19 protein-coding genes and 2 rRNA genes are annotated in these 20,048 nt (G+C 30.9%); 14 read left to right on the plus strand and 7 right to left on the minus strand.

All coding sequences use genetic code 11. From position 1 onward, the window contains the following. Positions 1-73: 73 nt before the first annotated feature. The 4 genes from QZ306_RS05290 to QZ306_RS05305 all read right to left on the minus strand — a co-directional run bounded on the left by QZ306_RS05290 (position 74) and on the right by QZ306_RS05305 (position 4,434). On the minus strand, positions 74-808 hold the full coding sequence (locus tag QZ306_RS05290) for a Bax inhibitor-1/YccA family protein (protein WP_295161880.1): 735 nt from the start codon (positions 806-808) through the stop codon (positions 74-76). A gap of 78 nt (positions 809-886) precedes the next feature. Then, positions 887-1,120, minus strand: a complete 234-nt coding sequence (locus QZ306_RS05295; RefSeq protein ID WP_295161882.1) for a hypothetical protein — start codon at positions 1,118-1,120, stop codon at positions 887-889. Positions 1,121-1,201: 81 nt separating this feature from the next. Continuing rightward, positions 1,202-1,318: ribosomal RNA gene (gene rrf, locus QZ306_RS05300) — 5S ribosomal RNA — on the minus strand. A 120-nt stretch (positions 1,319-1,438) separates the two neighbouring features. Then, positions 1,439-4,434, minus strand: a 23S ribosomal RNA gene (locus tag QZ306_RS05305). A 581-nt stretch (positions 4,435-5,015) separates the two neighbouring features. Here QZ306_RS05305 and QZ306_RS05310 point away from each other — a divergent pair. From QZ306_RS05310 to QZ306_RS05375, 14 genes are all read left to right on the plus strand, one after another. Beyond that, positions 5,016-7,511 carry a Crp/Fnr family transcriptional regulator gene (locus tag QZ306_RS05310; RefSeq protein WP_295161884.1) on the plus strand — a complete coding sequence of 832 codons (2,496 nt, stop codon included), beginning with the start codon at positions 5,016-5,018 and terminating at the stop codon, positions 7,509-7,511. A gap of 239 nt (positions 7,512-7,750) precedes the next feature. Next, positions 7,751-8,218: a chemotaxis protein CheX gene (locus QZ306_RS05315; RefSeq protein WP_295161886.1), complete on the plus strand. Its 468-nt coding sequence runs from the start codon at positions 7,751-7,753 to the stop codon at positions 8,216-8,218. A 4-nt stretch (positions 8,219-8,222) separates the two neighbouring features. Beyond that, the gene (locus tag QZ306_RS05320; protein WP_295161887.1) at positions 8,223-8,639 is read left to right on the plus strand and encodes a response regulator; all 417 of its coding nucleotides are present in this window, start codon (positions 8,223-8,225) and stop codon (positions 8,637-8,639) included. Positions 8,640-8,677: 38 nt separating this feature from the next. Continuing rightward, complete coding sequence (locus QZ306_RS05325) at positions 8,678-9,493, plus strand: protein-glutamate O-methyltransferase CheR (RefSeq protein WP_295161889.1); 816 nt, start codon at positions 8,678-8,680, stop codon at positions 9,491-9,493. Between the two features lie 11 nt (positions 9,494-9,504). Next, a complete protein-coding gene (locus QZ306_RS05330) occupies positions 9,505-9,918 on the plus strand; it encodes a polymer-forming cytoskeletal protein (RefSeq protein ID WP_295161890.1) in 414 nt (137 codons plus the stop codon). A 17-nt stretch (positions 9,919-9,935) separates the two neighbouring features. Further along, complete coding sequence (locus QZ306_RS05335; protein WP_295161892.1) at positions 9,936-10,871, plus strand: lipopolysaccharide assembly protein LapB; 936 nt, start codon at positions 9,936-9,938, stop codon at positions 10,869-10,871. A 3-nt stretch (positions 10,872-10,874) separates the two neighbouring features. Further along, entirely contained in the window at positions 10,875-11,900 is a 1,026-nt protein-coding gene (locus QZ306_RS05340) for a rod shape-determining protein (protein ID WP_295161894.1), read from the plus strand. 59 nt (positions 11,901-11,959) lie between these two features. Continuing rightward, positions 11,960-12,826 carry a rod shape-determining protein MreC gene (mreC, locus tag QZ306_RS05345; RefSeq protein ID WP_295161939.1) on the plus strand — a complete coding sequence of 289 codons (867 nt, stop codon included), beginning with the start codon at positions 11,960-11,962 and terminating at the stop codon, positions 12,824-12,826. Next, on the plus strand, positions 12,823-13,362 hold the full coding sequence (gene mreD / locus QZ306_RS05350; protein ID WP_295161896.1) for a rod shape-determining protein MreD: 540 nt from the start codon (positions 12,823-12,825) through the stop codon (positions 13,360-13,362). Before mreC ends, mreD begins: the two co-directional genes overlap by 4 nt. Before the next feature lies 1 nt (position 13,363). Continuing rightward, positions 13,364-13,921 (plus strand): class IV adenylate cyclase, encoded by a 558-nt coding sequence (cyaB, locus tag QZ306_RS05355; RefSeq protein ID WP_295161897.1) that lies wholly within the window; start codon positions 13,364-13,366, stop codon positions 13,919-13,921. A 73-nt stretch (positions 13,922-13,994) separates the two neighbouring features. Further along, positions 13,995-14,618, plus strand: a complete 624-nt coding sequence (gene eda / locus QZ306_RS05360) for a bifunctional 4-hydroxy-2-oxoglutarate aldolase/2-dehydro-3-deoxy-phosphogluconate aldolase (RefSeq protein ID WP_295161899.1) — start codon at positions 13,995-13,997, stop codon at positions 14,616-14,618. A gap of 88 nt (positions 14,619-14,706) precedes the next feature. After that, positions 14,707-15,300 (plus strand): M48 family metallopeptidase, encoded by a 594-nt coding sequence (locus tag QZ306_RS05365; RefSeq protein WP_295161901.1) that lies wholly within the window; start codon positions 14,707-14,709, stop codon positions 15,298-15,300. Between the two features lie 90 nt (positions 15,301-15,390). After that, positions 15,391-15,945, plus strand: a complete 555-nt coding sequence (locus QZ306_RS05370) for a DJ-1 family glyoxalase III (protein WP_295161903.1) — start codon at positions 15,391-15,393, stop codon at positions 15,943-15,945. Positions 15,946-16,038: 93 nt separating this feature from the next. Further along, complete coding sequence (locus QZ306_RS05375; RefSeq protein WP_295161905.1) at positions 16,039-17,025, plus strand: sugar phosphate nucleotidyltransferase; 987 nt, start codon at positions 16,039-16,041, stop codon at positions 17,023-17,025. A gap of 19 nt (positions 17,026-17,044) precedes the next feature. On the opposite strand, the gene QZ306_RS05380 is transcribed toward QZ306_RS05375, so the two are convergent. From QZ306_RS05380 to prfA, 3 genes are read right to left on the minus strand one after another with little or no spacing between them, the layout of a single operon-like run. Then, positions 17,045-17,476: a hypothetical protein gene (locus QZ306_RS05380; protein ID WP_295161907.1), complete on the minus strand. Its 432-nt coding sequence runs from the start codon at positions 17,474-17,476 to the stop codon at positions 17,045-17,047. 2 nt (positions 17,477-17,478) lie between these two features. Next, the gene (locus QZ306_RS05385) at positions 17,479-18,918 is read right to left on the minus strand and encodes a spiro-SPASM protein (protein WP_295161909.1); all 1,440 of its coding nucleotides are present in this window, start codon (positions 18,916-18,918) and stop codon (positions 17,479-17,481) included. Between the two features lie 40 nt (positions 18,919-18,958). Beyond that, positions 18,959-20,035 (minus strand): peptide chain release factor 1, encoded by a 1,077-nt coding sequence (prfA, locus tag QZ306_RS05390; RefSeq protein WP_295161911.1) that lies wholly within the window; start codon positions 20,033-20,035, stop codon positions 18,959-18,961. Between the last annotated feature and the right edge of the window lie 13 nt (positions 20,036-20,048).

Genomic DNA, 20,048 nt, shown 5'->3' on the forward strand with positions numbered 1-20,048 from the left:
TAAAAAGCAATAATAGAAACAAAAAAAAGCATGCATAAACAATATGCATGCTTATAAACAAAACTAATGTAAATTAATCTCTGCTTTTAATTTTAGATAAAAGTCTCAGCATCTCTAAATAAAGCCATACCAAAGTAACAAGAAGTCCGAAAGCACTGTACCATTCAAAATATTTAGGCATATTAAACTTTTCTCCTTTCTCCATAAAATCAAAGTCCAAAAGTAAATTAAATGAAGCTACAAGAACTATAACAACACTGATACCGATACTTAAAGGACTTGAGCCATATAAAAAAGGAACTCTCATACCGAAGAAAGAAAGTATAAAATTAATTAAATATACTACGCCTATGCATAAAGTAGCCGTTACTATTATGCTTCTGAATTTATCTGTTACTCTTATTATTCTGAATCTATATAAAATGAGCATTACAAACAGATCCAAAAATGTAAAAAATACAGCCTGTACAACTATGCCGTCATAAACTGCATTAAATATATATGAAATAGAACCTACGGCAATACCTTCAAGTATTGCATACAGTATAGAAAGAATTTTAGCCAATTCTTTTTTGAAAGTAATTATCAAAGCTAAAACAAAAGCTCCAATAGATGAAACAATACATGCAGGATAAAGCATCTCGGGGTTTCTGGCTAAAACAAAAAATACACTTACCATAGCGGAAAGCATTAATATTAATGCAAGCATTATTGATTTATTTACAGCCCCATTAATAGTCATAGTTCCTTCATTTTCATGTCTGAGTTCATAATCAAACGCTTTTTCTGATAATACTGGATTTGCCATTTTTTAAAAAAAACCTCCTAAAATTGTTTTTATTTTAATATATAATATTCAACATACTATTTATAAAAAAGTAATATATTATCTGTCTTTCATTTTCTTTTTAAGAATTTTAACTATAATAATGCATATAGAAATTGCAATTAAGAAAGGAACAGCAAAAATAAATGAAACAGATGCAGGAGCTGAAAAGCCGTCAAACTTAATAGCATAAAACATATATCCGTAATTAAAAGCAACAACTGCAACCATCATATAAGAAAATATATATCCTATAAGCTTAACTATTTTAATAATTTTTTCTTTTACATTCATTATATATACTATTATTTTATATAAGTTTATGATATAAAAAATCACTATAGAATTAAATCTATAGTGATAAATATATAATATACCCGGCAACGTTCTACTCTCCCGTAAAGCTACCCTTACAGTACCATTGACGATGAAAGGCTTAACTGCCGTGTTCGGAATGGGAACGGGTGTATCACTTTCTCTATGGTCACCGAAATAATATTAGCAAATAAAAAGATCAAAGTAAAAGCTTCTTTGCCAGATATATAAGAGCGCAGATAGTCTCATTCTGTTTTATTATGATTTCTATTTTATTAGTAAGAAGAAAACGATAATATGGTCAAGCCATTGGTCTGATTAGTGCTGCTCAGCTGAACAGGTATTTCTTCCCTGCTTACACTTACAGTCTATCAACGTCGTAGTCTCCAACGAAACTCATAGGGAAAGTTAATCTTGAAGGAGGCTTCCCACTTAGATGCTTTCAGCGGTTATCCCGTCCGCACATAGCTACTCTGCGATGCTCTTGGCAGAACAACAGATACACCAGCGGTGCGTTCATTCCGGTCCTCTCGTACTAAGAATGACTCTTCTCAACTTTCCAACGCCCACAACGGATAGGGACCAAACTGTCTCACGACGTTCTGAACCCAGCTCGCGTACCGCTTTAATTGGCGAACAGCCAAACCCTTGGGACCTGCTCCAGCCCCAGGATGCGATGAGCCGACATCGAGGTGCCAAACCTCCCCGTCGATATGAACTCTTGGGGGAGATAAGCCTGTTATCCCCGGAGTACCTTTTGTCCGTTTAGCGATGGCCCTTCCACTCGGGACCACCGGATCACTAAGACCTACTTTCGTACCTGCTCGAGATGTCTCTCTCGCAGTCAAGCCACCTTATGCCTTTATACTCTACTACCGATTTCTATTCGGTTTGAGGTGACCTTTGCACGCCTCCGTTACTCTTTAGGAGGCGACCGCCCCAGTCAAACTACCCGCCTGACAATGTCCGGCTGCCGGATAACGGCTAACCGTTAGAATCCCATTTTGCGAAGGATGGTATTTCAACGATGGCTCCATGAAAGCTGGCGCTTCCACTTCAAAGCCTCCCATCTATCCTACACATCACAAAACAAAACTCAATGTCAAGTTATAGTAAAGGTTCACGGGGTCTTTCCGTCCTGTTGCGGGTAATCAGCATCTTCACTGATAATTCAATTTCACCGAGTTCTTCCCCGAGACAGTGCCCGGATCGTTACACCATTCGTGCAGGTCGGAACTTACCCGACAAGGAATTTCGCTACCTTAGGACCGTCATAGTTACGGCCGCCGTTTACTGGGGCTTCAATTCAAAGCTTCTCCCCTTGCGGGGATAACCTCTCCTTTTAACCTTCCAGCACTGGGCAGGTGTCAATCCCTATACATCCATTTACATGTTTGCAGAGATCTGTGTTTTTGTTAAACAGTCGGCCAGGCCTTTTCACTGCGACTCTCCTCTCAATATTGCTACCAAGATTCAAGCGTCTCTTTTTCCGAAGTTACAAGACTAATTTGCAGAGTTCCTTAGGGAAGATTATCTCGAGCGCCTTAGAATACTCATCTCACCCACCTGTGTCGGTTTACGGTACGATTATGACATGCCTAACCTTAGGAATTATTTCTAGACAGCCTAGCTCATGCAGCTTCCCGAACCCGAAAGCCCGGTCACTATCCAGCCTCAACCTTAAAGCAGCAAGCATTTGACTCGCCACAGGTCTAAACTGTTTGACGTTATCTACCAATCTAACGCGTACATAAACAATCTGTGTCATTCCATCGAAACATATCATAGTACAGGAATATTTACCTGTTTCCCATCGACTACGCTTTTCAGCCTCATCTTAGGGGTCGACTAACCCTAGGCAGATTAGCTTTACCTAGGAAACCTTGGGTTTGCGGCGAACGGGTTTCTCACCCGTTTTCTCGTTACTCATGCCTGCATCCTCACTTCTTATACCTCCAGCATACTTCACAATACACCTTCAACGGCTTAAAGAACGCTCTCCTACCAATCATAGATTAACTCTATAATTCCCTAGCTTCGGTACTATGTTTGAGCCCCGTTACATTTTCGGCGCAAGAACACTCGACCAGTGAGCTGTTACGCACTCTTTAAAGGAATGGCTGCTTCTAAGCCAACCTCCTGGCTGTTTAAGTATTCTCACATCCTTTCCCACTTAACATAGATTTTGGGACCTTAGCTGAGGATCTGGGCTGTTTCCCTTTTGACAATGACGCTTATCCGCCGCTGTCTAACTGCCATGCTCTTAACTTACGGTATTCGGAGTTTAGTTGGGTTTGGTACTCGGTTAGGAGCCCTAGTCCATTTAGTGCTCTACCCCCGCAAGTAAACGCATAACGCTGCCCCTAAAGACATTTCGGAGAGAACCAGCTATCTCCAAGTTTGATTAGCCTTTCACTCCTACCCACAAGTCATCCAAAGCCTTTTCACGGCCACTGGTTCGCACCTCCATTCGATGTTACTCGAGTTTCGCACTGCTCATAGGTAGATCACTTGGCTTCGGGTCGTATAGCATGCAACTAATTTCGCCCTATTAAGGCTTGCTTTCACTACGACTACAAGGCTATTACCTCTTAATCTTGCTACATACTATAAGTCGCAGGCTCATTCTACAAAAGGCACGCCATCAGGCCATCTGCTATTGCTAACAGGGTACCCTCTGACTACTTGTAAGCTTAAGGTTTCAGGTTCTATTTAATAGCCCTCAACGGGAGACTTTTCACCTTTCCCTCACGGTACTCTACACTATTGGTCACTGGTTAGTATTTTGCCTTGGATAGTGGTCTACCCAGATTCAAACAGGGTTTCACGTGCCCCGCCCTACTCAGGGACGGAAAAACCTCGTTTATATGATTTTGTGTACGGGACTATCACCTACTATGGTTTGCTTTTCCAAAACAATTCCACTATCATATAAAACAAAGCCGATGCATGTAAGTACATCGCTTGCCGCCCTACAACACCATAACAACAAAATCTTACAACTTGACATTGTTATGGTTTAGGCCCTTCCCCTTTCGCTCGCCACTACTTAGGGAATCTCAATTTTGATTACTTTTCCTCCGGGTACTTAGATGTTTCAGTTCCCCGGGTGTCGCCTCATACACCTATGGATTCAGTGTATGATATAGAAGGTTTGCTTCTATAGGTTTTCCCATTCGGTGATCTACGGATCATAGAATATTTGCTTCTCCCCGTAGCTTATCGCAGCTTGTCACGACCTTCATCGCCTTCCAGTGCCTAGGCATCCACCTTAAGCCCTTACTTACTTGACCATATTATCCTTTTCTTCTTTGAAGAGAATAAAAGAAAAATATGTCATGAATGAGACTTTAGCTAATTAAAGCTGTTTCTTATCTAATTCTTTAGTAACGCTCCGCTTAATTGTTTCTACTCTAAGACACACAATCTAATTGTGTTTTCTTTATCTAGTGAAGATTTTTATAATTGCTGATTTCCTTTATTAATTTATGTTGGAAAAAACTTTCTAAAAATCTACGCTCTCATATATCTGTCAAAGAACATTAAGTTTTTGTTTCTCATCAACTGTTTTACTATTGTAGCATACTAAATAAAAAAACACAACATTAAAAAGCTTAGTTTTTGATAAAATTGATATATTTATATTTAAATCAAAATACTGTATTATACATTTTATACAAAAAATCAGGGGAATTAAAATAAAACTTTATAAAAGATTATTTTTTATATTAAATTATCTTTAAAATTGATGAATTCAATATAAAATTCTTCCATAATCTTGAAATTTATATTAAAAATATAAAAAACTAGCATATTTTAAAAATATAATATATAATTTTGCAACAATAAATTATTTCAAAGAGAGTTATTTATTATGAGTGTGAATATTGAAGAAAACGGAAATTTAAAATTAAATTCTGGAAGTACTATATTTTATGAAGGGGAAACTGTAAAAAATATATCAATAGTTAAAAACGGAGAAATTGATGTTTGTATTTCCTCAAAAGAAATTTTAGGAATAGAAGATGAAAACGAAGTTATGAAATACAGCTTAAGATTATTTTCAATACCTAAAAATATTATGATTGGTATAGGAAGCTATAAATCTAATTCTAAATATATGTTTTCTTATATATCAAAAGATAATACAGAAATTTATACCGTAAAAACTCCTAATCAGGAATATGTAAAATCATTCTTCAAAATTAATAAAGCATATCTTACCAATATGTATCATTCTATAGCTTATATTCTTCTAAAATGTTATGAGGAATATATAAAAATAAAAAAAATTAATTCAGATATAAAAATCATATCGGCAAATCTTGCAGTTATATACTTTAATATCTCTCAGAATAAATCAAAAAATATTAAATCCGAACTTTTTTTAAGCTATAAAGAAATTTATGACGACTCTATAAACTCAGGCTTCAATTTTCCCGCATCTTTTGATGCAGATTTTGTAAAAACAGATCATTCTGAAATATATATGCATAATAAAAATCATATTACAGAAAACATGGAAAAATTAGAATTTGAAATTGATTATGTAAAAAGATTTTTAACTATGCCCAAAGAAATTAAAAATCAGTTTTTTACTTATGATGAAAATATGAGTTTAGATGCCTCTTATATGCTATATGAAAACCTGCAAAATATATCATATCTTTTAAAAAATGAAATTGTTGAAGCTATAGAAAATATATTATTTTTATCTTCAAATGAAACAGAATCATTATTCAGGGAATATGTAAAAATTGCTTCTGAATTAGATAAGCAGGGCAGAGATAATGATGTATATATAAAATATATAAAATTTATGTCTGATGAAATCAAAGATATTTACAGTAAAATTAAAACAGAATATAATTATGATCTTAATATAGATATTGAAGAGATGGATTCTGTAATAAAAAGAATTCAATCAAATATAATTGAGCAAATTCCTGAAGGCTTAAATGAAATCGGAGATATTAAAGTTACGCTTGGTTTTGAAGAATTACCTGAAGAGGTTAAAAATCCTGCTGAAAAATTAATTGAAATGTCTACCATTGATGAAGAAAAAGCCAGAAATTTTATGAAATCTTTGCAGGCATTTAGAAAATTAAGAGATAAATTCAGTACTGAAGATGATGTAAGAAAAATAAGAAGAGGCGTAACCAGCGTATTTTTTGAAATATACAAGGAAATTGCAAAAAGAATTATAATAAACGGAGATAATAATAAACTTGCAAAAATGTTTCTTAACTTCGGATATATGGACGATCAATTACTTACACCGAATCAAATAATGGATATTTATGAAATAAAAGACAAAAGCAAAACAAAAAGGATAAATGTATTTTATATAGATGAATGGCTTCAAAAAATTTATGATAAAGAAGAACCGCCTTCAGTTAATGGTTTCGGGCAGGATTACAGAGAAGCTTTAAGAGAATTGAAAAAGAGAGGAACTATAAACGATAAAGAACTTGAAAATCATTGGGAAAGTTCTTCAAAAAGACTTGAATATGAAATTGAAAATATGATTGAAACCACTCACAGATTATGTTACGGACAGGTAAGCATATACTTCCCTATACTTCATAAAGATATGGTTACAAAAGATTTTGAAAAAGCTTTGATTAGAAAAGATATTATGGAGAACTCTATCAACGATATAAAAGATATAGATTTTTCAGCATTCTACAGAGAAGTATTATACAAAAATAAAGAGCTGAATATAGAAAAAGAACTTGTTATGCAGGAAGTTCTGCCTAATATAATACTTATGCCGACATTCGGTTCAAGATCTATAATGTGGGAAGAGCTTTCAAGCAGACAAAAAAACAGCACAGGCAGATTCTTATTTCCTATATTCAGTTCGGAAGATCTTAACAGCCTGCTTCTTCCTACTATAGGAGCATTCAGATGGGAATTATGCAAAACTATACTGGGACCTTCATGGAATGATATTACTCAAATGTCTATTACTTCCGAATACAGCGATTATGTTCAATTTTATAGAAAAAATAGAAGCTTATCCGATGAAGCTAAAGAAAAATTAAAAGTTCAAATAAAAAAATGCAGAAATAACCTAAGAGAAGTATTTGTAACCGATTACAGCTTATGGATAAAATATGAAAGCAAAGGAATAATGAGGCTTAACAGAGCGGCAAGAGGCATATTATACAGACAAGTTCCTTTTGCTAAAAACATAAGAAGCGAACTTGAAAAACAGCCTATGTATTCCGAAATAGCAAACAGATTTAAAAACATAAGAAATAAAAAAGCCTCTGAATTAGAAAACAGGTATTTCAAATTTACAAAAACAGGAAATCCGCTTCCTGATGAGCTTCAGCATCATATAGATTTTTATAAAAATATGTAGGATAAAAAATTAAGTTATTAATAAAACATTAATTAATAAGCATATTTATTAAATTTTTATAATTATGTAAGAATACTTTTATAATTTTAAATAAAATATTATCATAAAGCAAATAACTTTTTTTTCGATATTTAAGACAGCCGTGATACTATATTTTATAACTATACTTGCAATAAAATTCATATATTGTTAAAATATATGCACTGCACTAGTATTATTTTTATAAAAAGAGTATTATAATGAGACTTGACTATATAAGACCGTTTACGGATGCATCCAATGAAATACTGCATAATTATCTAAAAAACCGCATAAGGACAAGCGATATTACATTAAAAGGTGATTTTGTTAATGTTTCAGGAATAATAGGAATAGTATCATTGTCTGAAGATATAGTTGGGCATTTTATAATAGATATGGAAATAGAAACTGCAAAAAAAATAGTTTCTATAATGAATGACAGTGAAGTAAAAGATATTGACAAAATGTCATTATCAACGGTACAGGAACTTGTTAATTTAGTGGCAGGTCTTGCTGTTACTAAATTAGAAGCATACGGATATGATGTCCATATATCTCCGCCGGTTATTATGAAAAGCAAGAATTTGGAAGTTTCGATAAGTGATTCGGAATTTCTGCATATAAAATTAGATACCTCTATCGGCGATTTTAATATATTAGTTGCCGTAGAATCAGAAAAGGAGTAAAAATATGTCTGACATTAATACAAAAGAAGCTGACGGTATAAATGAATTTGGGAAACCATACAAAGTTCTAATAGTAGACGACTCTGCATTCGTTGTAAAACAGCTGCAGCAGATTTTTGTATCTGAACAATATAATGTGGTGGGAACTGCAGAAAACGGAGAGGAAGGCGTACTTATGTATAAAGAATACAAGCCTGACTTGGTAACTATGGATATTACAATGCCTAAAATGGACGGTATTACTGCTCTTACTAAAATAGTTGAATATGATAAAAATGCTAAAGTTGTTATGGTAAGCGCTTTAGGTAAAGAAGATATGGTTAAAAAAGCTCTTCTTGCAGGCGCTAAAAATTACATAACAAAACCTTTAGACAGAAAAAAAGTTCTTGAGCGTATTAAAATGGTTCTTACAAAAAAATAACAATAGCTTATTATTTTATTTGTTTGGAATAATTAATTTTGAATGAATTAAGATTAACAGAAAAACAATTTGATCTATTTAAAAATTTTGTATATAAAGAAAGCGGTATATGTTTTAATGTTATCAATAAAATTATTTTAGAATCCAGAATAGCTTCTGCTATGAAGGAAAAAAAACTTGATAATGTTGAAGATTATTATAGAATTGTTTCTTCTGACAGAGAAGAGCTGAATAAGTTTCTTGATAATATCACTACAAACCTTACAAAATTTTTTAGAAATGAACCGAATTTTAGACTATTAAAAAATTATGTTCTGCCTAGAATAATGAAAAATAAAAAATCAGGGGAGAAGATAAGAATTTGGAGTGCAGGATGCTCCACGGGAGAAGAACCGTATTCCATAGCAATAACTTGCTTAGAAACACCCGGCATAAAAGAAGCAGATATAAAAATATTTGCAAGCGATTTGTCTCTTAACTCTTTAATAGCGGCTAAAGAAGGAAGATATGAAGTTCAAAAAGTGGAAAATGTACCTAAAGAATATTTATATAAATATTTTGATGAATTATCTTCAGGCGAATATGTTGTAAAAAATTATATAAAAAAACTTATAACTTTTGACTATCATAATCTGATACATAGAGGCAGTCAAACCAATATGGATGTTATTTTCTGCAGAAATGTTCTTATATATTTTGACAACGAATCTGTTAAGCTTACTGTCAACAGATTCTATGATATATTAAATGAGCATGGATTTTTATTTATAGGGCATAGCGAATCTTTATTTGGGCTCAATACTAAATTTAAATTTAATAATATAGATAATTCCATAGTATATACTAAAAATTAGGAGTTTTACATATGTTTGCAAAAAGAAACGATAATACAGAATCTAATTCAATTATAGGAGAAGGTTCATATTTTAAAGGCGAGTTTACATTAAACGGCACTTTAAGAATAGACGGCTGTTATGAAGGCGAAAAATTAGAAGTGGATAATATTTTTGTTGGTAAAACTGGGAAAGTGAAATCAAATATAAAAACCATATCGGCTGTTATAGAAGGAATAATTATTGGAAATATAGAAGCCAAAAACAGAGTAATGCTTATGCCTACCAGCAGAGTGCTTGGAGAAATAAGAACTCCAGAGCTTATAATACAAAACGGAGTTATACTTGAGGGTTTATGTATAGTATCGCAGGATCATCTCAGCAATCCTAAAGAAACCATTTTAGACCTGTATAATAACTGCGGCAGCACAAAAAATAATAATTAAAAGACTGCATAAATAACATGCCATACATATATAATGTAGAAAAAAAAATAAGCCTACAGATAATAGTAATAACTTTAATTACTTCAATAATCATTATATCTTCAGCATATTTATTTACTTCAGGATATATAGAAAAAAAAAGATTAAAATCAATATATGATTATATGTCTTTGGAAGACTATGATAATGCATCCTTCTTATTTAATGATCTTTATACAAAAAAACCATTAAATAAAAATATACTTATTACAGGAATAGATTTATATTATGATATACTTATAAGATCCGATAAAGAAGACACTAAATCAAGCGAAAGCATTATAAAATATGCAAATCAGTTATTATTAACTTCTAAATTTTTAAAAAATAAAAATATCATATATCAAAGATTGGGATACAGTTATAAAAGATTGGGGAATGCATATTATACTGATGCATACAATTCATATATCAGTGCTATAAATAACGGCGATAACCGTGTGTCTACTGCTATAGAGCTTGCTGACATATGTTATGAAATAGGATTATTTAAAGAAGCAGTAATATATTTGGAAAACTCAATTAATAGGGAATTGGAAGAAAACAGCGGACAATTTATTAATATGGAATTATATTATGAGCTTGCAAATGCTTATGAGGGAGATAAAGATTATACTAAGGCTATACAAATACTATCATCTATGAATGGAAAATTTAAAAGCGATATAATGCTTGAATCAAGAACTTATTCCAAATTAGGAGATTTATATTACATACAGGGACTATATAAAGAAAGTGAATTTTTTTATAAAAAAGCACTTGAGATAGATGACAAAAATCCTGATTTATATTATAGTATAGGAAAATTATATTTGCAGACAAAAAGAAGAAATGAAGCTGTAAAAATGTTCAGGGAAGCTATAAAAATAGATAATTTGCATAAGCCCGTTAGGGATATATTAAGGAGATTATGACAGATGTTTAACTGGTTATATAATATGTTCTCAAGCGATATGGGAATTGATTTAGGCACCGCTAATACTTTAGTTTATGTAAAAGGAGAAGGTATTGTTTTAGCCGAACCATCGGTGGTAGCCATAGAAAAAAGCACTGGAAATGTTATAGCAGTAGGAAATGAAGCTAAGCAGATGCTTGGCAAAGTTCCTAACTCAATAGCCGCTATAAGACCTATGAGGGACGGAGTTATTGCAGATTTTGAGACTGTTGAAAAAATGATAAGATACTTTATAAATAAAGTTCATAATAAAAGGACTTTGGTAAAACCCAGAATAGCCATAGGTATTCCTACAGGCATAACAGAAGTAGAAAGAAGAGCGGTAAGAGAAAGCTGCGAACAGGCTGGAGCAAGAACCATATTTTTAATAGAACAGGCAAGAGCGGCGGCAATCGGAGCAGACATGCCTATAAACGAGCCTCATGGAAATATGATTATAGAAATAGGAGGAGGCACTACCGAAGTTGCCGTGCTTTCGCTTGGAAGTATGGTAAGAAGTTCTTCCATAAGAGTTGGAGGAGATGAACTTGATGATGCTATTATCAAATATATGCAAAGAACTCATAACTTATATATAGGCGAAAAAACAGCTGAGGAAATTAAAATAAATATAGGTCATGCTTATAAGGGAGATATATCAAAAACTATGGATATAAGAGGAAGAGATTCCGTATCAGGACTTCCTAAAACTCTGACAATAAACAGTGCCGAAATAAAAGATGCCATAACTGATATACTGATAGAAATTTTAGAGGCTGTGAAATCTGTGCTTAATCAAACGCCTCCTGAAATTTCTGCTGATATTGTTGAGCGGGGTATTGTTATGAGCGGCGGCACTTCTCTGCTTCCGGGCTTTACTGATTTAATATCTATGGAAACAGGAGTTCCAGTAATCCTTGCAGAAAGTCCTCTTACATGCGTAGCTATAGGATGCGGTAAATTCATAGAAGAAACTAAAAATTTGAAGAATTACAGAAGATATTCTTAAGCCTTAAAAGTTATAAAAATTTAATAAATATAGCCGATATTCATAAAGTGAAACTTTTTATAAAACATAAATTGCTTACATTATACATTCTGCTGAATCTTGTAGCGGGAATGCTTATGGTATTAAATAGAAGTAATTTCGTATTTAATTTGCAGTCTGTTTATGCGCTTGGGGTATATCCTATACAAAGCGCAACAAAAAGCGTATCAAGAGCATTTGTATATCTTTATACAAGCATAACCGATATATTTACGCTTCAAAGTCAGGTTCAGATATTAAGAGACAGAATAGCGGAGTTAAGCGGTGCAGCTTTAGAGTATGAGCAGTTAAGTGCAGAAAACGAAAGACTCAGAAGACTATTAAACGAAGCTCCCACAGATGAATATCCTTTGGAATATGCAGAAATAGTTTCTAAAGATCCTCAGAATTTCTATACTACAATAGTTATTAATAAAGGAAGTGCTCATGGAATAGTTGTAGGAATGCCCGTTATATCATATCAAAACGGTTATAAAGGACTGGTTGGAAAAGTTGTGGAAGTCAGAAGATATAACAGCAGAATATTATCATTAGTGGATAAAAGATCTCAAATATCAGTAATGCTTGAAAGTTCAAGAACTACTGGAATAATGACAGGACAAAGTCCTAAATCCACTCAGACGCATCTGCAGTATATAGATTTGCAGATGGATGTTGAAGAGGGGGAAAAAGTTGTTACAAGCGGAATGGGCGGAGTTTTTCCAAAAGGCATATTGGTAGGCACTATATTTAAAGTTGAAAAGAAAAATTACGGACTTTTTCATGACCTGTATGTAGAGCCTGTTGTTAATTTCTCAACTTTGGAAAATGTTTATGTTATAAAAAAGATCCCTGATCAGGAAATTATTATGCTTGCAAATGAAGAAGAAAACGGAGCGTCAAAATGAAAAGAGTTATAACCGTTATAATTACAGCGCTGATTTTGATTCTGATACAATCATCTCCCGCTTATGATTTGATAAGAGTAGCGCTTGGAGCTAAACCCGATTTGCTTTTAATTTTTTTAACTTTCATAGCATTTAGGTATGGTTCTTTTGACGGAATAATATACGGTTTTATTATAGGGCTTTTGCAGGATATTGTATCAAGCGGAACTTTTGGTTCTTATGCCATAATATTCTTAAATATAGGATTTTTTGTAGGTTTTTTCAATACAAGAATATTTATAAAGCAAATAGCCGCAGGAATATTTGTAACATTAATAGGATATTTAATAAAGATAATAGCCTTATTTTTAGTAACTTCTATATATTCGGATCTTTCAAATGTTGCCGTTTTAATAAGATCCGAATTACTTGCAGGTCTGCCTCTTACTGTAATATTATCTTCGCCTTTATTTATAATATTTGAGAAATCTGCTCCTTTAATTTATGATAAGCAGAAAATACATGTTGATGACAGCACTAAGGAATATTTGGAATAAAATGGCAAACTCTGAAATTGAAATAAAGGCATATATTAAAGATTTTGAATCAGTTTTAAGTTTTCTTAAGAATAATGCTAAATTTAAAAAAAAGTATTTTAAAAAAGATATTTATTATGCTAAAGAAAACTGTATAAAAAATGCCGACATAAAAACAAATGACTGCATAAGACTTAGAATAGAGCATGGCGGATACACATTCTGCACAAAAGAAAGAGCATTAATAGAAGATGCGGAAGTTAATGAGGAAATAGAATTAAAGGTAAGCAAAAAAAAAGCAAGATTTATTATAAGTTTTCTATCAAAACTGCAGAAATACAGAGAATATGTAAGCAAAGAAAAAAAAGGATATGCTTTTATATATAAAAATGCTTTAATAGAAATTTCAAAAATAAAAAATTTAAATAACTTCATAGAAATAGAGTTTTTAAACTCAAATGAAACTATAGAGAATCAAATATTAAAACTAAAATCAATATTAAATGAAATAGGTATAGATGAAAACTGTATTGAAACAGAGCCTTATATAAATCTTCTTTCTAAAAATAAAAAATATTAGAAGATTAGCAACTGTTTTTGCGATTATCTCTAGCAAAAATAAAGCAATTTTTATTAAATTTTTTGGAGCTTTTATGTTGAAAAAATATATACAAAATAAAATTATACCAGTAGTTACAGTAGAAAATGAAGAGGAAATAAGAAATATAGCCGAACTTTGCTTAGAGTTTTTGCCGTCTATAGAATTAACTTTAAGAACAGAATACGGATATAAAGCTTTAGAAATATTGGCTAAATATTACCCTGAACTTCCAAGAGCCGCAGCCACAGTTTTAAATACTAGTCAGGTTGATAGAATACTTGATTTGGGAACTAATTTAATAATAAGTCCCGGATTTCAGCCTGTAATGCTTGAATATGCCAAAAATAGAAATTATTATTATATACCTGGAGCGGCAACACCTGCTGAAATTGAACAGTGTTTATACTATGGACATAAGTATATAAAATTTTTTCATGCGGGCTTATTCGGAGGCATTAATTGGATAAATAATATAGCTCCAGTATATCAGCATATGGGTGTAAAATTTATGCCTTTAGGAGGAGTAAGCATCAATAATGTAAAAGAATACTTAGAAAACAGGTATGTATTTGCATGTGGCGGGTCTTGGCTTTGTCCTAGAAATTTAATGGAAGAAAAAAATTGGAAGGAAATCAGAAAAAGATTTGAAGAAGCTTCCAAATTGATAAAATTTTAATATTTTCACTTATTATTTTTAAACAATTTCAATATTATAATTTTTATTATATAATAATAATATTATATTAAAAATAGGAATATTTATAATGATAAGCGAAGAAAACAAATATTTTTACAGAGCATTAAGCAATATTCAAAATAAGAAATATGATGATGCTGTAAATGATTTACTTAAGGTTATAGAAAAAGATAACAGCAATTTAGATGCCTATCATAATTTAGCAAGAGTTTATTATGAAATGGGAAATTATGATAAAGCTATAGAAACTTTCAATAAATCTATAGAAATATATCCTCATGACAGCGATGCATACTATTACAGAGCTGAAGTTTACTTATATAAAAATGATTATGATAAGGCAATAGAAGACTTAGAAAAAACTATATTGATGAATAGTGCATATTCCGATGCATACTATCTGATGTCAGCAGTATACGAAAAAAAGAAAAAATACAAAAAAGCTGTTAAATACTTAAAATATACATTAGAGTTCAACAGAGAAGATTATATAGCATACTATGATTTATATAAAATCTATACTATATTCTCAAAACATAGAAAATATGATAAAGAAAAAAAAGAAAAGTATCTTCAAAAAGCATATAAATATTTAAAAAAATCGGCAGATTTAGGATATGAAAAAGCCTTAGAAAAAATTAAAGACATACAAAATAATTAATAAAATATATTAAAATAAAAAATTACTTGCAATATGATAATACTATAATAAAATATGATAATACTATAATAAATAAAAGGAGTTTTAATTATGCTTAAAAAAGTTCTTGTTCCGTTGGCAGAGGGAGTAGAAGAAATAGAAGTTATTACTATTATTGATGTTTTAAGAAGAGCAGATATTGAGGTGGTTTCGGCTTCTCTTAACAATGATTTGGAAGTAAAAGGTTCTCATAATATAGTTATAAAAGCTGATACTTCTTTGGAAAAAATAATAAATTATGATTTTGATGCTATAGCACTTGCAGGCGGCTTAGGAGGAATGAATAATCTGAAAGCGGATATTAGAGTAATTGAAAAAATCAGAAGTATGTATAAGGAAAAAAAATTGGTGTCTGCAATATGTGCCTCTCCTATAGTTCTTGGAGAAGCAGGAGTTATAAAAGGAAAATATACCTGCTATCCCAGCTGTGAAACTTCCATTAAAGAAGGAGAATATTCAGAAAAAGATATTGTTGTATGTGATGACAATGTCATTACTTCCAAAGGTCCTGCCACAGCTATATTTTTTGCTTTAGAATTAGTAAAATATTTAAATGGTTCTAATGAAGAATTAGCTAATGCTCTATTAATACCATTAATAAAATAATTTTTATCAGCAATAATAATAAATAATATTGATTTTAAAAAATTTTTATTATATATTATTATATATAATAAAAAGATTTTTAAGGATTTAAAATTGAAAGTTATTATACCCGCAGCAGGAGAAGGCAAAAGATTAAGGCCGCACACAATTACAAAACCTAAGCCTATTCTTCCAATAGCAGGTTCCACAATTATAGATTTTATCATGACTGAAATATCTTCAATACAAGATTTAGAAGAGGTGATATTTATAGTAGGATATTTACAGGAACAAATGATTGAATACTTAAAAGATAAATATCAAAATATAAAATTAACATTTGTAGAGCAGAAAGAATATAAAGGATTAGCGCATGCCGTATATCTTGCAAAGGAATATATAAAATACGATGATAAAATATTTATTATTCTAGGCGACACCATATTCAAGCTAAACTTATCAAATATAGTAAGCAAAAATGAAAACTCTCTAGGCATATGCGAAGTTGATAATCCAAGCAGATTTGGAATAGCCGTATTAAATGAAAATGGAATAATAACAAAATTGTCAGAAAAACCAGAAGAACCTATAAGCAATTTAGCTCTTACTGGAATGTATAATATTGTAAATACTAAAGAACTCTTTGAAGCTATAAAATATATTATAGACAGCGGTATAAAAACCAAAAACGAGTATCAGCTTACCGATGCATTAGAAAATATGATAGAAAAAGGCATTATATTTAAAACATTCAAATTAGACGGCTGGTATGATTGCGGTGAAAAATCGGCTATGATAGAGACCAATAAAACTATTATCAAACATGAAATATTAAGCAAAGGAATAAAAGATACGGCTATAATACCGCCCGTATTTATAGATAAGGATGTAAAAATAGAAAACTCGGTAATAGGTCCATATGTGCATATAGGAAAAAAATCAAAAATAGAAAACTCAATACTAAAAAACTGCATTATATTTGAAGAGGTAAATATATCAAATGCTTTTATGGATAATTCTATAATATCTGAAAAAGCAACCTATAAAGGAAAAACAAATTCTATGGATATAGGAGCTTCTATTACTATAGAACAAAATTAATATAATAATACCTTTATTTTTATAAAGATGCGTTCATAAATGCCATAACAATAAACTGCAGTAAGCTTACAAATAAGAATATTACCGTATCCATTACTAAAAGAGAATGCGGATAATTAGTAAGCATCACCGCAAATCTTACCTTATCAGCTATTACAAAAGAAGAATACATTAAAAAACTTACAATAAGCTTTATATGATATTTTAATGGTATAAAATGAAAAAAAATCATAAAAAATAATGCCGCCAATAAACTTTGAATAAAAGAAAATAATTCAAAATAATAAATCATCTGAATTTTATTATTCCAATTCATTACCCCCGGCAGTATCTCTCTCATATAATAAAATTTCTTAACAAATTGAAATTCCAGCACAAGTCTGGTAGCTAAAAATCGAACAACATAACAAGCTAAAACAAACTCTAAATACCTTAATATTATATTTTCCATAATCAAAAATTATATAAATACCATTCATCGCAATTTTTACAAAAATCTAATTTTCCGCATACATTATCTATAAAATAATTCCCAAGCATATTCCATATATTTGCTAAATCGTTTTTATATATTGAATCTGCTTTTATTTCTCTGTTTATATCAAAACGGCATATATAAATATCTCCGTAAGAATCTATAAATAAATCACGGGCTAAATGCCAGCATCCTATATTAATAAGAGGAGTCATATCACCTACCCTATTATCATCTACAATACCCCTGTAAGTATAATATTTCTGCATTATAATTTCTATTTTATACTTATCAAAATACTTGTAATAAGAAGCCAAATAATCAAAATTATATTTCTGTTTTATTATCTGCAAATAAGTATTTTTAGGCTCCCTAAGCAGATAATAATCTATATTTGACATAACTGTTTTTATATCTCCGTTTTCATATATTTTATTATAAACATCTTCATCTACAGCATCTAAATGAATAATAACATGAAGATTTTCTCTTTCATTTTGCAGGCTTATTAACTTTTTAGCCTTTTCGCTGTCAAGCATCATAGCATTTGTTTCTAAATATATATTAACATTTTTATTTTTAGTAGAATAATTTAATATTTCAAAAATATCATTATTAAGCATAGGTTCATAATAACTTCCTACAGACATGCAAAAATCTCCGCAGAAATTCAAAATATTATCATAAATAATTTTGAACTCTTCCAAAGTCATATTTTTCTCATCTTTTGAAAGTTCATTTCTAAAAAACCCACTCTTTAATAGAGATTTTTTTATAATATTTTGTCTATTGCTGATATCTATTTCTATATATGAAGGCAGAGTTCTCCTTATGCTTGGATTTTCCTCTATAGCTTTAACTATTTCATCATAATTTTTATAATTTATAAGTTTATTTATCAATATTGCATTTCTTTTACTATCTGCAAAAAGCGATATTCTATAATATCTCATATCATACTTAGATATAAGTATTTCTATTTCAAAAAAATTAGGGTCAACAAATACAATATTATTTACAGCAGTTTCAGAAGGCTTTATATTTTTTGTTTTTATAATATTAAATAACTTTTCAAAAGAATCCCTTCTAATTATAAAAGGAACTATGCCTGCAGGATAATTTTCCCCATAACTAAAATAAGAAATATTTTCTTTATGAATTTCGGTTAATTTTATAGTTTCTTCAATATCAAATAAAGGCATACTGCTGGGTATATAAATTATATTATCATAATTTTCACTTTCTTTATAAATATTATTCAGATAATTTTCTATATTTTCAAGATCATTGTTTTCAATATATTTAATATCACAATTCAAAGTATTTTTCAAAATAACTGTTTTATCATTAAAAATATTATCAAACTCTTTGGAATAATCACTATCAAAAGATTTGTCAATTAATATTAAAAAACTCATTTTATATACCTCTTAAAATTAATAAACATATACATAAATCTTAATCAGAATATGAAGAAAGCATATCTTCCTGCTCTTTTTTAAATAAAGCGTCCGTTATTTCTGTTATTTCGCCGTCCATAAATCTATCTAGCTTATAAAGAGTAAGATTAATTCTATGATCTGTAACCCTATTCTGCGGAAAATTATAAGTTCTTATTCTCTCGCTTCTGTCTCCAGAACCAATCTGCTCCCTTCTCTCTTTTGCTTCTTTAGCCTTTCTTTCAGCCTCTTCTTTTTCATATATTCTGGCACGGAGAACTTTTAAAGCTTTAGCCTTATTTTTATGCTGGCTCTTTTCATCTTGGCATTGAACTACCAAACCTGTAGGTAAATGCGTAATCCTAACAGCACTGTCGGTAGTATTTACAGACTGCCCTCCAGGTCCGCTTGAGCGAAATATATCCACTCTTATATCTTCATCTTTTATAATAACATCGCTTTCCATAACTTCTGGCATAACAGCAACCGTAGAAGCAGATGTATGAATTCTTCCCCCTGATTCTGTGGCTGGTATTCTCTGCACTCTATGAGTTCCGCTTTCAAACTTTAATGTTCTGTAAGCATCTTTTCCAGATACAGAAAATATAACTTCCTTATATCCTCCAAGTTCGGTAGGGCTTGTGTCTATTATATCCATTTTTAAATTAGTTCTTTCTATAAAACGGGCGTACATTCTAAATAAATCGCCTACAAATAAAGCCGATTCATCGCCTCCTGTACCAACTCTTATTTCCACTATAATATTTTTCCCGTCATTTTTATCTTTTGGAAGAAGAAGAAGTCTTAGAGAGTTTATTATATTGTCTTTTTTTTGATTGAGAGCATCTATCTCAATTAAAGCCATTTCTTTAATCTCTTTATCGGTTTCAGAATTATTGATCATTTCATTAGATTCTTCTATTTCTTTTAATACAATTTTCAATTTTTTATATTCTTCAACAATATCTTCAATCTCATGTTTTTTTTTCATTAAATCCTGTATCACTCTGTTATCTTTTATATCAGCGTCATTAAGTTTTCGTACTATATCTTCATAAATATTTTCCACTAAAGAAAGTTTATCAATTATTGACATAAAATAAATTTAT

It is taken from the genome of uncultured Brachyspira sp., from assembly GCF_910588665.1.
Lineage (GTDB): Bacteria > Spirochaetota > Brachyspiria > Brachyspirales > Brachyspiraceae > Brachyspira.